Source organism: Streptosporangium sp. NPDC053982 (assembly GCF_055585205.1).
The window spans coordinates 78582-90772 of the sequence record NZ_JBVJKQ010000015.1 but is presented as its reverse complement, the minus strand read 5'-3'; the positions used below and the strand labels follow the sequence as shown (position 1 = coordinate 90772).

Annotated in this window: 14 protein-coding genes; 9 read left to right on the top strand and 5 right to left on the bottom strand. The window is 74.5% G+C overall.

Annotation, left to right across the window (positions count from 1 at the left end):
* Positions 1-147: 147 nt before the first annotated feature.
* The 6 genes from pdxR to ACZ6W9_RS26895 all read left to right on the top strand — a co-directional run bounded on the left by pdxR (position 148) and on the right by ACZ6W9_RS26895 (position 4897).
* Positions 148-1677, top strand: coding sequence for a MocR-like pyridoxine biosynthesis transcription factor PdxR (pdxR, locus tag ACZ6W9_RS26920; protein WP_470120256.1), 1530 nt, complete (start codon positions 148-150; stop codon positions 1675-1677).
* 288 nt (positions 1678-1965) lie between these two features.
* Positions 1966-2880 (top strand): TIM barrel protein, encoded by a 915-nt coding sequence (locus ACZ6W9_RS26915; protein ID WP_389956716.1) that lies wholly within the window; start codon positions 1966-1968, stop codon positions 2878-2880.
* Entirely contained in the window at positions 2877-3185 is a 309-nt protein-coding gene (locus tag ACZ6W9_RS26910; protein ID WP_389956714.1) for a Cgl0159 family (beta/alpha)8-fold protein, read from the top strand. The genes ACZ6W9_RS26915 and ACZ6W9_RS26910 overlap by 4 nt, the downstream gene beginning before the upstream one ends.
* Positions 3182-4000, top strand: coding sequence for a 5-deoxy-glucuronate isomerase (gene iolB, locus ACZ6W9_RS26905; RefSeq protein ID WP_470120253.1), 819 nt, complete (start codon positions 3182-3184; stop codon positions 3998-4000). The genes ACZ6W9_RS26910 and iolB overlap by 4 nt, the downstream gene beginning before the upstream one ends.
* Positions 4000-4185: a hypothetical protein gene (locus tag ACZ6W9_RS26900; RefSeq protein WP_470120251.1), complete on the top strand. Its 186-nt coding sequence runs from the start codon at positions 4000-4002 to the stop codon at positions 4183-4185. Before iolB ends, ACZ6W9_RS26900 begins: the two co-directional genes overlap by 1 nt.
* A 109-nt stretch (positions 4186-4294) precedes the next feature.
* A complete protein-coding gene (locus ACZ6W9_RS26895) occupies positions 4295-4897 on the top strand; it encodes a DUF1707 SHOCT-like domain-containing protein (protein ID WP_389956709.1) in 603 nt (200 codons plus the stop codon).
* Between the two features lie 90 nt (positions 4898-4987).
* Here the strand turns inward: ACZ6W9_RS26895 and glpX are convergent, their stop codons facing one another.
* Positions 4988-6022 (bottom strand): class II fructose-bisphosphatase, encoded by a 1035-nt coding sequence (gene glpX / locus ACZ6W9_RS26890; RefSeq protein WP_389956706.1) that lies wholly within the window; start codon positions 6020-6022, stop codon positions 4988-4990.
* Positions 6023-6153: 131 nt separating this feature from the next.
* On the opposite strand from glpX, the gene ACZ6W9_RS26885 reads away from it, so the two are divergent.
* Together ACZ6W9_RS26885 and ACZ6W9_RS26880 are read left to right on the top strand one after the other, a co-directional pair.
* Positions 6154-6771 carry a TetR/AcrR family transcriptional regulator gene (locus ACZ6W9_RS26885; RefSeq protein WP_389956703.1) on the top strand — a complete coding sequence of 206 codons (618 nt, stop codon included), beginning with the start codon at positions 6154-6156 and terminating at the stop codon, positions 6769-6771.
* Between the two features lie 173 nt (positions 6772-6944).
* Positions 6945-7478 carry a DUF4245 domain-containing protein gene (locus ACZ6W9_RS26880; protein WP_470120246.1) on the top strand — a complete coding sequence of 178 codons (534 nt, stop codon included), beginning with the start codon at positions 6945-6947 and terminating at the stop codon, positions 7476-7478.
* A gap of 31 nt (positions 7479-7509) precedes the next feature.
* Here the strand turns inward: ACZ6W9_RS26880 and ACZ6W9_RS26875 are convergent, their stop codons facing one another.
* From ACZ6W9_RS26875 to ACZ6W9_RS26865, 3 genes are all read right to left on the bottom strand, one after another.
* Positions 7510-7740, bottom strand: coding sequence for an exodeoxyribonuclease VII small subunit (locus tag ACZ6W9_RS26875; protein ID WP_179825432.1), 231 nt, complete (start codon positions 7738-7740; stop codon positions 7510-7512).
* 133 nt (positions 7741-7873) lie between these two features.
* Positions 7874-9088, bottom strand: coding sequence for an exodeoxyribonuclease VII large subunit (gene xseA / locus ACZ6W9_RS26870; protein ID WP_362943923.1), 1215 nt, complete (start codon positions 9086-9088; stop codon positions 7874-7876).
* A gap of 26 nt (positions 9089-9114) precedes the next feature.
* Positions 9115-10404: a hypothetical protein gene (locus ACZ6W9_RS26865; protein WP_470120244.1), complete on the bottom strand. Its 1290-nt coding sequence runs from the start codon at positions 10402-10404 to the stop codon at positions 9115-9117.
* A 110-nt stretch (positions 10405-10514) separates the two neighbouring features.
* On the opposite strand from ACZ6W9_RS26865, the gene ACZ6W9_RS26860 reads away from it, so the two are divergent.
* Positions 10515-11483, top strand: a complete 969-nt coding sequence (locus ACZ6W9_RS26860; RefSeq protein WP_362943919.1) for a 4-hydroxy-3-methylbut-2-enyl diphosphate reductase — start codon at positions 10515-10517, stop codon at positions 11481-11483.
* A 170-nt stretch (positions 11484-11653) separates the two neighbouring features.
* Here the strand turns inward: ACZ6W9_RS26860 and ACZ6W9_RS26855 are convergent, their stop codons facing one another.
* Positions 11654-12181 (bottom strand): DUF6542 domain-containing protein, encoded by a 528-nt coding sequence (locus ACZ6W9_RS26855; RefSeq protein ID WP_389956694.1) that lies wholly within the window; start codon positions 12179-12181, stop codon positions 11654-11656.
* Positions 12182-12191 lie beyond the last annotated feature (10 nt).

The window sequence follows — 12191 nt, the reverse complement described above, 5'->3', positions numbered from 1 at the left end:
CCCCCGGCGCCGTCTCCGGCCCCGCCTCCTGATCCTCCCCGGCGGGCCGCGCGGCCGGTGAAGGTGACATCCGCTTTCACGCGGTGAATGCTATGGAGCCAATGGTCCCCGTGAAGGGTCCAATGAAGCTGTAAGAATGAGGACCAATTGGCCGATCTGCACCTCACCATCGACCGCGCGGCGGGCGGGATCACCGGCCAGATCGCCCGTGAACTGCGCGAGGCCGTACGGCGGGGCCGGCTCGCCCCGGGAGAGCGGCTGCCGGCCAGCCGCGAACTGGCCAGGGACCTCGGGCTGTCGCGCGGCGTGGTCGTGGAGGCATACGAGCAACTCGTCGCGGAGGGGTTCCTGGTCTCCCGGGTCGGCGTGGGCACCAGCGTGGCCCCGGCGGCGGGCCGGGCGGGCGACGAGGAGGCCCGCGACCTTCCTGCGCCGGCCGCGGAACCGTACTACGGTCCCCGTTCCACCATTCCCGACCTGGGATCCTTTCCCCGGGAACGGTGGCTCGCCGCGCTCAGGCGGACGCTCGCCACGCTGCCCGCCGACGCGCTGGACTACGGCGACCCCGGCGGCGTCCGGGAACTGCGCGAGGAGCTGGCCGCCTACTTGGGACGGGTCCGGGCGGCCGACGTCCGCCCGGAGAACCTGATGATCGTGGGCGGGGTGGCCCAGGGACTGAGCCTCACGGTCCGGGCCCTGGCCGGACCGCCGCCCGACGGCAGGGCCGGGCGTGACCTGGCCTGGTTCGCCGACCGCGCCACGCGCCCGGAGCCGCCCCCGGGCCGGATCCGGCTGGCCGTCGAGGACCCGGCCAGCCTGCGGCAGCTCCCTCTGCTGCACACCGCAGGGGCCGACCTGGTCACGGTGCCGGTGGACGAGGAGGGCGTCGACGTCCGCGCCCTGGCCGCCACCGGCGCGCGGGCGGTGCTGCTCACCCCCGCCCACCAGTACCCCACCGGTGTGGTGCTCTCCCCCCGCCGCCGCGCCGAGCTGATCGAGTGGGCCGCGGGGACGGGGGCGACGATCCTGGAGGACGACTACGACGCGGAGCTCCGCTTCGACCGCGACCCGGTGGGCTGCCTGCAGGGGCTCGCCCCGGACCGGGTGGTCCTGGCCGGGAGTGTGAGCAAGTCGCTGGCGCCGGGCCTGCGCCTCGGCTGGGTGGCGGCCCCGCCGGAGATCGCCGAGTCGATACGGCGGGCCCGCGGCGAGCTGGACCTCGGCTCACCGGTCCTGGAGCAGTACGCGCTGGCGGACCTGATCCGTGACGGCGGCTACGACCGGCACCTGCGGAGGATGCGCCGGGAGTACCGCGTCCGGCGCGACGCCCTCACCCGGGCGCTGGCCGGGCACCTCCCCGAGGTCACGGTGCGCGGCGTCTCCGCGGGACTGCACCTGCTCGCCGAGCTGCCCGGCGACTGGGACGAGCGGCAGGCCGCCGAGGCCGCCGGGCGGTGCGGCCTCGGCGTTGAACCGGTGGGCCCGATGCGGCGCGCGCCGGGGCCGCCCGCGCTGGTCATGGGGTTCGCCCGGCTGCCGGCCCACCGCGCGGCCGAGGCGGTCCGGGCCTTCGCCCGCGAACTCCACGAGTTCCACGAGACCCGGGAACTCCACGAGACCCGGGAACTCCATGAGCCCCGAGAGCTCCACGAGATCCGCGAGCTCCGGGAGTCTTGAGAGAACCCGGGAGGAACCCGGGAACCCCGCGGGACCCGCGAGTTTCGGAAGCTTCGCGGGTCCCGCGAGCCCCGCGGAACCCGGGCGGACCACCGGTCCGGCGCCGACGGATCATCGATATGTCCTGACAAACCTTGACTGACCAGGATTCCTTGCCTAGAACGGGAGTTCCAGCGGCTTGTCCCACGGAGGCGTCATGCGCGGTGCTCTGCCGTACGTCAGCCGGCCCGGCGTGCTTCCCGCCGTGCCCCCGGTCGCGCGTTCCCGGCGCGGAACGGCGGTGACCCCGTGAGGACGGCCGGAGCCCCCATCTCGTGGGGGGTGTGCGAGGTCCCGGGCTGGGGCCGCCAGCTCGACCGTTCCCGGGTGCTCGCCGAGATGCGGGACCTCGGCCTGACGGCCACCGAGCTCGGGCCCTACGGTTTCCTGCCCCTCTCTCCGACACGCTGCCGCTCCATGCTGGAGGGGTACGGCCTGCGCGCCGTCGGCGGGTTCGTCCCCGTGGTCCTGCACGAACCCCGCTACGACCCCCTCCCCGAGGTGCGCGCCGCCCTGCGGGCGTTCCGGGACGGCGACGTGGAGGTGCTCGTGCTCGCCGCGGCCGCGGACGAGGAGGGGTACGACAAAAGGCACGCCCCGGGCGCCCAGGGCCGCGACGCCAGACACGTCCCGGACGCCCAGGGCTGGAAGACCCTGCTGGCCAACCTGAAGCGGATCATGAAGACCGCGGAGGAGTTCGGCCGTACGGTGACCCTCCACCCGCACGTCGGGACCGTGGTGGAGAGTGCCGAGGAGGTGGAGCGCGTCCTCGACGGCAGCGCCGTGCCGCTCTGCCTGGACACCGGCCACCTGCTCGTCGGCGGCGCCGACCCCGCCGGGGTGGCCGCCCGGGCCGCCGGGCGGATCGCCCACGTGCACCTCAAGGACGTCGACGCCGGTCTCGCCGCGCGGGTCAGGGCGGGGGAGACGCCCTACGCCCGCGCGGTGCGGGAAGGGCTGTACCGGCCCCTGGGCCGGGGCGATGTGGACGTCGCGGGCGTCGTCACGGGCCTGGCCGCCGCCGGATACGACGGGTGGTACGTCCTGGAGCAGGACGTCGTCCTCGGCCAGGACGATGACGCCCCCCGGCGGCACATGGCGGAGAGCCTGGCCTACCTGCGCGGCCTCGACGGCGGGCCGGCCGCCGGGGAAGAAGGGCCGTGAGCGAGGCCGTGCGGGCCGCCACGCCGCCGATGCCGCTTTCGGGCGGCGATCCGGGGGAAACGCCCGAACGGGCCCGCACCGCCTGGCGCGCGGCGCTCCGGCTCCCCGGCGCGCGGGGGCTTGTGACCGGCCGCGCGTTGCTGTACCCCTCCGATGACGACGTGGCCGCGGCCGGGGACACGGCCGTGGGAATGCTGGAGGTTGCACCGATGAGCGAGCGACCCGACCGCGACACCCGATCCGGGCCCGCCCGGACGCCGCACGCCGGGCCCGCCGCCCAGGCGCCGGCCGGGGAGGCGCCATGACGTTCGTCCCGGCGGGCAGCACGGCGCGGTCCCCCTGGGCCCTGTGGATCACTCCGGAGACGGCGGGCTGGACCTACGCCGGCCTCCGCGTGCTCTGCCTGTCCGGCGAGAGCGTCGACTTCTCCACCGGCGACGAGGAGATGCTGGTCCTGCCGCTGTCTGGCTCGTGCGAGGTCCGCTGCGACGGGACGCGGTTCGTCCTGCACGGCCGTACCTCGGTCTTCTCCGAGATCAGCGACTTCGTCTACCTCCCCGTCGGCGCGAGCGTGCGGATCACCGGCTCGGGCCGTTTCGCGTTCCCCGCCGCCCGTGCGCGGCGCAGCTTCCCCGTCCGGTACGGCGCGGCGCGCGACGTGCCCGTCGAGGTGCGCGGGGCCGGGCAGGCCACCCGCCAGGTCAACAACTTCTGCGCGCCCGACGCCTTCGAATGCGACAGGCTGGTCGCGGTGGAGGTGCTGACCCCGGGCGGCAACTGGTCGTCCTACCCGCCGCACAAGCACGACACCGCCTCGGCGTGCGAGGCGGTGCTGGAGGAGATCTACTACTTCGAGGGCGGGCCCGGCTACCAGCGGGTCTACGGCGGTCACGAGACGCTGGCGGAGGTGGCGGGCGGGGACGTGGTGCTCGTGCCGCGCGGCTACCACGGCCCGTCGATGGCCGCCCCCGGCTACGACCTGTACTACCTCAACGTGCTGGCCGGCCCCGCGGAGAAGCGGACCATGGCCTGCGCCGACGATCCCCGGCACGCCTGGGTCCGCTCCTCCTGGGCCGAGCAGACGATCGACCCGCGTGTCCCGATGGCCAAGGCGCCGTGATGAGCACCGTCCGGCTGACCGTGGCGCAGGCGCTGGTGCGGTTCCTCGCGACGGTCCCCGGCCCGGCGCCGGAGACCACCGCCTGGTGGGACGTCCCGGTCGCCGAGGTGTCGCGGGACCCGGTGACCCGGGCGGCGCGGGAGCGCTACGAGGACGCCAGACGCGACCGGCGCCCCTACCTCTGAGGACCGGGCCCCTGAACCGGGCCCCTGAACCGGGTCTCTGGAGCGGGCCTCTGAGGACCGGGGCGGACGCGCGCCCGCTCCGGCCGTCGCGGCGGCTAGGGTCGAAGGCGTGGAAAGTTCTCAGCCTCCGGTCGTCCCCGGTCGCGGGGGAGAGCCCCGCCCCGGCGACCTGCGGGCGGGCATCGCCGACCGGGAGCGGGTGGCCGCCGTGCTCGGCGACGCGCTCGCCGACGGGCGGCTCGACCCCGCCGAGCACGAGGAGCGCGTCGAGGCGCTCTACCGGGCCAGCACCCTCGGGGAGCTCACCGCGCTCACGGCCGACCTGCTTCCCCCCGAGGCCCAGCCGCTGCGGACCGACATCCGCGCGGTGACGGCGTTCTTCGGCTCACAGGAGCGCTCGGGCCGCTGGGTGGTGCCCACCCGCTTCCCCGCGACCGCGATCTGCGCCAACGTCGTGCTCGACCTGCGCGAGGCCATGCTGCAGTCGAGCCGCGTCACCGTCCAGGCCACGGTGCTGTGCGGAACCCTCACGCTGATCGTCCCGGAGGGCGTCCGGATCGAGATGGCCGCCTCGACCGTCATGGGCGGCATGCACAACCAGGTGCCGCCCGCGCCCGGCGGTCCGGTCATCGAGATCACCGGGATGGTCGGCATGGGGAGCGTCGTGGCCAAGCCGCCCAAGCGCCCACGACGCTCCTGGTTCCGCCGCTGACGGCCCCGCCGCTCACGATCCCGTCGCCGGGTCCGCTCCGGCCCGGTCCGTGCGAGGTCCGGCTCACACCGGGCCCGGACTGCGGCGGGCTCAGCTCGCGCTGTCGAAGTTGATCGCGCTGTAGGCGCGCAGCTTCCAGAGCTGGTGCTCGCTCTCGATCCTGCGGATCGTGCCGGACCGGCCCCGCATGACCAGGGAGTTGGTCACGGCGTGCCTGCCGTGGTAGCGGACGCCCTGCATGAGCTCGCCGTCGGTGATCCCGGTGGCCGCGAAGAACACGTCGTCGGACCTGACCAGGTCGTCGGTGGTCAGCTTGGCGTCCAGGTCGAGGCCGGCGTCCAGCGCCCGGCGCCGCTCGGCGTCGTCCTGCGGCCACAGCCTGCCCTGGATGACGCCGCCCAGGCACTTGATCGCGCAGGCCGCGATGATGCCCTCGGGGGTGCCGCCGATGCCGAGCATCAGGTCCACGCCGGTGCCCCGGCGGACGGCCATGATCGCGCCGGCCACGTCGCCGTCGGTGATCAGCTTGATCCGCGCGCCGGCCTCCCGGACCTCCCTGATGATCTTCTCGTGGCGGGGCCGGTCGAGGATGACCACGGTCACGTCCGACGGCTCACCGCCCTTGGCACGTGCCACGGCGGCGATGTTGTCGGCCACGGGCGCGTCGATGTCCACCGCGTCGGCGGCGTCCGGGCCGGTGACGAGCTTGTCCATGTAGAAGACGGCCGAGGGGTCGTACATCGAGCCGCGCTCGCTGACCGCGATCACCGAGATCCCGTTCGGCATGCCGAGGGCGGTCAGGCGGGTGCCGTCGATCGGGTCCACGGCCACGTCGCACTCGGCGCCGCTGCCGTCCCCCACCTCCTCGCCGTTGTAGAGCATCGGCGCGTTGTCCTTCTCGCCCTCGCCGATCACCACCACGCCCCTCATCGACACGGTGTTGATCAGCTGGCGCATCGCGTTCACCGCGGCGCCGTCGGCACCGTTCTTGTCGCCGCGCCCGACCCAGCGGGCGGCGGCCATCGCGGCGGCCTCGGTGACCCGGACCAGCTCCAGGGCGAGGTTGCGGTCGGGCGCGTGCTCACCCGTGGCGAGTGCGGCGGGGACGGACATCTGGTCGGACATGGAGAAGGGCCCCTCTCGTCGATTACGACAACGATCGTAGTTGTCCCCCTTTTCTGCCCGGCTGGGGAGGATAATGTGCCGTCCCGACTCCACCTCCCGCCCGAGAGCGGGGGTTCCCACAGAGGTGATCGATGAGCGGCGAAACGGTACGGCCCGCGGCACGGCCGGTGGCCGGCGCGTCCCAGCGGGGCTCCGAGCGGGGCGCCGCCACGCGCGTCGCGCTCCTGGCGGCCGCGCGGGAGACCTTCGTCGAGAGCGGCTTCGCCGAGGCCGGGGTCACCGACGTGGTCGGACGGGCCGGGGCCAGCGTCGGCAGCCTCTACCACCATTTCTCCGGCAAGGCCGACCTCTACCTGACCCTGTTCGAGGAGTTCCAGACCCGCCAGACCCAGCGGACCAGGCAGGCCGTCCAGGAGGCCCGCGCCGGCGGCGAGAGCGACCCGATGCGGCTGTTCATCGCCGGGGCCCGCGCCTACCTGGAGGGGTGCCTGGCCGAACGCGAGCTGTCCGCGCTGTTCCTGCGCGGCGACGGGCCGCCCGGCTTCGAGGTCGTCATGCGCGACCGGCTGCGCCAGTGGGCCAAGCGCAACGCCACCCTCTTCGACGGGGACGAGGGCGCGCTGGTGGTGGTCCTCACCGGGGCGCTGGCCGCCGCCGTGTCGGAGGTCGCCCTCTCGGAGGACGAGGCCGCCTCCCGCGAGCTGGCCGAGAACGTACTGGCCATCATCGGGCAGATCCGCCGCCCCTGACCCTCCTCGGAGGGCCATCCCCTCCGGTGGCCCCGGCGGTGCCGGCCACCCGGGAGGACCGGGGGCGTCCCCGGCTCGGGGACGCGGACGCGCCTTCCCGGAGGCTCCGGGACGCCTCGCCGTACCCGCCCCGGAGAACGGACCGCCCCGCCGGGCGGCTAGTCTCGACAATCGTGCGACGGTTCACTCAGGGTCTCTACGGCTACGCGTTCGCGATGCTCGTCTGCCTCGCGGCCGTCGGCCTCTTCCTGCTGGTCACGCCGCAGAGCAGGACCGAGCACATCCCCAGGGTCGACTACTCGATGGACGTGGCCAACCTGCGCCGCTCCGCGCCGTACGAGGTGTGGGCGCCGTCCCAGGTGCCGGCCCGCTGGATCCCGAACAGCTCGCGGGCGACCCAGGAGAAGGGCGTGACGACGTGGCGGCTCGGGTTCGCCACCGCCCGCCGCTCCCACGCGATGCTCGCCCAGAGCGACGAGAAGCCCGCCGCCGGCTTCGCCTCCCGGATGGCCGGCACCACCGAGGTCACCGGGAACGTCCAGATCGGCGGCGTGACCTGGGAGCAGCGCTTCCGCGAGGACAAGAACCAGCGCTCCCTCGTCCGGCTCCTGCCCGACGCCACCGTCGTCGTCACCGGCACCGCCCAGTGGGACGAGCTGACCGCCCTGGCCGCCTCCCTCAGGCAGCAGCCGAAGCCGACCCCCTGACGCGCTCCCGGCGAGGCCGGGGGGCCGGAGATCAGAAGGGCGAGTCGCCCGACAGGTCGGGCTGGCGGCGCTGCGCCATGGCGGCGGCGAGCTTCACCCGCGCGCCCTGCAGCCATTCCTCGCACACGGTCGCGAGCCTCTCGCCGCGCTCCCACAGCTCGATCGACTGCTCCAGCGTCAGCCCGCCCGCCTCGAGGCGGCGGACCACCTCGGTCAGCTCCTCGCGCGCCTGCTCGTACGACGGTGTCTTCTCATCGGCCACGTACCCACCATAGGCCGTACGGCCCGGCTCCCCGGTCCTCCCGCGGCCGTCACGGACACGTCCGCGGCGGAACGCCCGCTCCGGCGCCACCGGTCCGCCCCGGGGCCGTCCCCGGAACCGTTCCGTCCGGTGGTCAGCCGGTCGGCTCCGCGTCCCTCCGGACCGCCACCCGGTCGTCGGAGAACCGGACCGTCAGCTCCTCGCCGGGGGCGGTGTCGCGGGCCAGCCGTACGACGTCGCCCGAGGGGCGCTGCACGATCGCGTAACCGCGTTCCAGGGTCGCGGCGGGCGACAGCGCGACCAGGCGGGCCCGCAGGTGCGTCAGCGAGTCTCCCGCCCGGTCCAGGGAGGCGGTCAGGCTGCGCCTGGCGCGTTCCCTGAGCTGCTCGGCCTGCTCGGCCCGGCGCTCCACCTCGCGGACCGGGTCGGCGAGCGAGGGGCGGGAGCGGACCGCGGACAGCCAGGCCGTCTCGCGGTCCAGCCAGCCGGCGGTCACCCGGCGCCCCCGGTCGCGGAGCTGGCGGATGAGGGTGAGCTGCTCTCCCACATCCGGGACGATCTTCTTGGCCGCGTCCGTGGGCGTGGAGGCCCGCACGTCGGCCACCAGGTCGAGCAGCGGGTTGTCCTGCTCGTGGCCGATCGCGCTGACCACCGGGGTCAGGCACGCCGACACCGCCCGGACCAGCGACTCGTCGGAGAAGGGCAGCAGGTCCTCCATGGACCCGCCGCCCCGGGCGATCACGATGACGTCGATCTCGCCGTCCGCGTCGAACTTGCGCAGCGCCTCGGTGACCTCGGTCACCGCGTACGGCCCCTGAACCGCCACCGGCTCGACCTTGAACCGCACGGCCGGCCAGCGGCGCCGGGAGTTCTCCAGCACGTCACGCTCGGCGGCCGAGTCGCGGCCGCAGATCAGCCCGATCGTGCCGGGCAGGAACGGCAGCCTCCGCTTGCGGTCCACCCCGAACAGGCCCTCGGCGGCGAGCACCTGGCGCAGCCGCTCCAGCCGTGCCAGCAGCTCGCCCACGCCCACCGGGCGCATCTCCAGCGCGGTGAACGCGAAGGATCCCCGGTTGACCCAGAAGTCGGGCTTCAGGTTCATGACGACCCGGGCGCCGTCCACCGGCCGGGGGACCGTCGCCTCGTAGACGCCGCGCGGGCAGGTGACCCGCGCCGACATGTTGGCCACGGGGTCGCGCAGCGTCAGGAACACCGTGCCGCCGCGCGCGGTCAGCTCGGTGATCTGGCCCTCGACCCAGACGGTGCCGAGCTTGCCGATCCAGCCGCCGACCATCTGCAGGACCGTGCGGACCGGCAGCGGCTGCTCCGGTGTCGTCTTCGAGCTCATGGCCGGAGCCTACGCGTCGCCGGCGCCTACTCGGCGGCCGCCAGCTTGGCCAGGCGGTTCTCGTACATCCGCATGACCTCCGGGCGGGCCGTGGTGGCCCGCTCGTAGTCCAGCAGCAGCCGGATCTGCTCGGCGGACCTGCCGCGCATCCGGGCGCGCAGCGAGGCGACCGTCAGCCGGCCGTACCCGGGCATCGGCTCCTCGGGCAGCTCGACGGCCGCGATCGTCGGCTCGACGCCCTCGGGCCGGGCGGTCTTCGTGCCGGTGACCTCGACCACGGTGGTGTCGGCCTCGCCGGGGGCGGCGACGCGGACCTCGGTGACCTCGACCTCGGCGGCCGGCGGCGCGGCGACAGCGGCCTCGGTGATCCTGACGGCTTCGGCGGCCTCGGCGGCCGGGGGCTCGACGGACACGGGCTCCGTGGTCGCGGCGGGCTTCTCCCCGGCGTCCGGCGTGGCGGTCGCGGCTCCGGCGGCTTCGGTGGCTCCGGCCTCGGCGGCCTTGGGCTTGGCGGTCTTGGCCGGCTTGGCGGTCTTGTCCTTGGCAGGCTTCGCTGCCTTGGGCTTCGCCGCCTTGGGCTTCGCGGCCTTCGGCGCGGCGGCCTCGGGCGCGGCGGGCTCCGGCTCCGCCACCTCGGCCTCCGTGGCCTCCGCGGCTTCCGCGGCCTTCGGCTCGGCGGTCTCGGCCACGGCGGTCTCCGGGACGGAAGTGCCGGCCTCGGGCTTGGCGGTCTTGGGCTTCGCGGCCTTCGGCTCGTCGGCCTTCGGCTTCGTGGCCTCGGCTTCGGTGGTCTCGGGCTTCGCGGGCTCCGGCTCCGTGGCCTCGGTCCCGGTGGGCTCGGGCTTCCTGGCCTCGGGCTTCGCGGTCTCGGATCCGGCCGCCTCGGGTTCGGCGGTCCTGGACTTGGCCGGGGCGAAGATGACCGGCTCGGGGCGGGCCTTGGCGCCGTTGGACCCCGCCCTGGCCTCCTCGGCGGGGGCGGTCTCCCCGGCCGGGGACGCGGCGGCGTCCTGACGCGGGGCGAAGATGACCGGCGCGCGGCGCGGCTTCTCGCGCGGCTCCTCGTCGGCGTCCCGCGCGGTGTCCAGCCCGGACTGCCCGGCCTGCCCGGTCCGTCCCGCCGGCTCGGCGGCCTCCCCGGCCGGTCCGCGCCGCTCCTCGGCCTCCTCCTGGTTCGTCAGCCGCTTGATCGTGCTCCGTACGCGGTCACCGAGCAGCAGGGCCTGGCCGACCCCGCTCAGCGCCGACTGGAGCATGTGAAGAGGCAGGTCTTTGGCTTTTCTGGTGACATCTCGGATGATGTTGGGGACCGTCATGTCGTCTCCCTGGAGGTCTGTTCCCGGCTACATAGTCTGGCAAGACCTGTGTCGGCTGAGTTCGTCGATGGGTGGGCGGGCCCGGCGGTGGCTCCACGTAGCATGAGAACATGACTTTCGAGACCCCCGCGACTCGGCGCGTCCTCGTGGCCAGGCCGCGCGGTTACTGCGCCGGCGTCGACCGTGCGGTCCAGGCCGTGGAGAAGGCGCTGGAGCTGTACGGCGCGCCGGTCTACGTGCGCAAGCAGATCGTCCACAACACCCACGTGGTCCGGACGCTGGAGAAGCGTGGGGCGATCTTCGTCGAGGAGACCGAGGAGGTGCCCGAGGGCGCCATCGTCGTCTTCTCGGCCCACGGGGTCTCCCCGGCGGTCCACCGGGAGGCCGCCGAGCGCGGCCTGCGGACCATCGACGCCACCTGCCCGCTGGTGACCAAGGTCCACAACGAGGCCAGGCGTTTCGCCTCCCAGGACTACGACATCCTGCTCATCGGCCACGAGGGGCACGAGGAGGTCGAGGGCACCGCCGGTGAGGCGCCCGACCACATCCGGCTGGTCGACGGACTCGACGCCGTCGGCACCGTCGAGGTCAAGGACCCCGACCGGCTCGTGTGGCTGTCGCAGACCACGCTGTCGGTCGACGAGACCACCGAGACGGTCACGCGGCTGAAGGAGCGCTTCCCCAACCTGATCGACCCGCCGAGCGACGACATCTGCTACGCCACCCAGAACCGCCAGGTCGCGGTGAAGGAGATCGCGGCCGCCTCGCAGCTCGTCATCGTCGTCGGCTCCCAGAACTCCTCCAACTCCAAGCGGCTGGTGGAGGTCGCCCTCGACCACGGGGCCGACGCCTCCCACCTCGTCGACGACGCCTCGTTCATCAGGGACGAGTGGCTCGACGGCGTCACCACGGTGGGCGTGACGAGCGGCGCCTCGGTGCCCGACGAGCTCGTGACCGAGGTCCTGGCCCACCTCGCCGAGCGCGGCTTCGCGGACGTCGAGGAGGTCGAGTCGGTGCAGGAGAGCGTCCGCTTCGCGCTCCCGCACGAGCTGCGCAAGGACCTCCGCGCCGGCGTCTGATCCCGCGCCTCACCCGCGCGCCCGCCGTACGGCGGGCGCGCGGCCGCCGGGCCCCGTCCGGGAGAGCCCCGCGGCCACCGGGCGCGCGAGCACCCGGGGCACGGAATCGCGGGAACACCCGGACGCGCAGGAGAACGCCCGCGCGGAGAACGCCCGCTCGGGGGAGCGGCTCAGGCGTCCTCGCGCGGCGTGCCGTACACCTTCGGCTCGAAGTAGCCCTCGGGCTCGGGTGCGAAGGCGCCGGCCTCGCCCCGGCGCGGGCGCGGGACGGTGGCGGGGCCGCCGGCCCGAAGTTCCTCCCGCAGCTCCCGCACGCATCCGGCCAGGCCGCGCCGCCAGGCGACGGCCAGCACCAGCAGCGAGCCGCCGAACAGCCAGGGGGCGCCCGCCGACAGCGTGGTGAACAGGCCCAGGCCGAGCGTCCGGAGCGGCGAGGCCGACCCCAGGGACCTGACCGCCTCGGCGAGCAGCGTCGCCGCGAAGAAGACCAACGGCGGCGAGACCACCAGGGTGAGCAGGTCGCGCCGGTTCACCAGGGCCACCGCGACGGCGCATCCGGCGACGAACGCCGCCCCGGTCAGGGCGGGCGGCCCGAACAGCGCCTGCAGGAGGCAGCCCAGCAGTGTGAACGCCAGCACGGAGACCACGGCGCCCCGGGCGGTCAGGCGGACGCCGCCGCCCCGCCCCCGCTCGTTCACACGATCACCC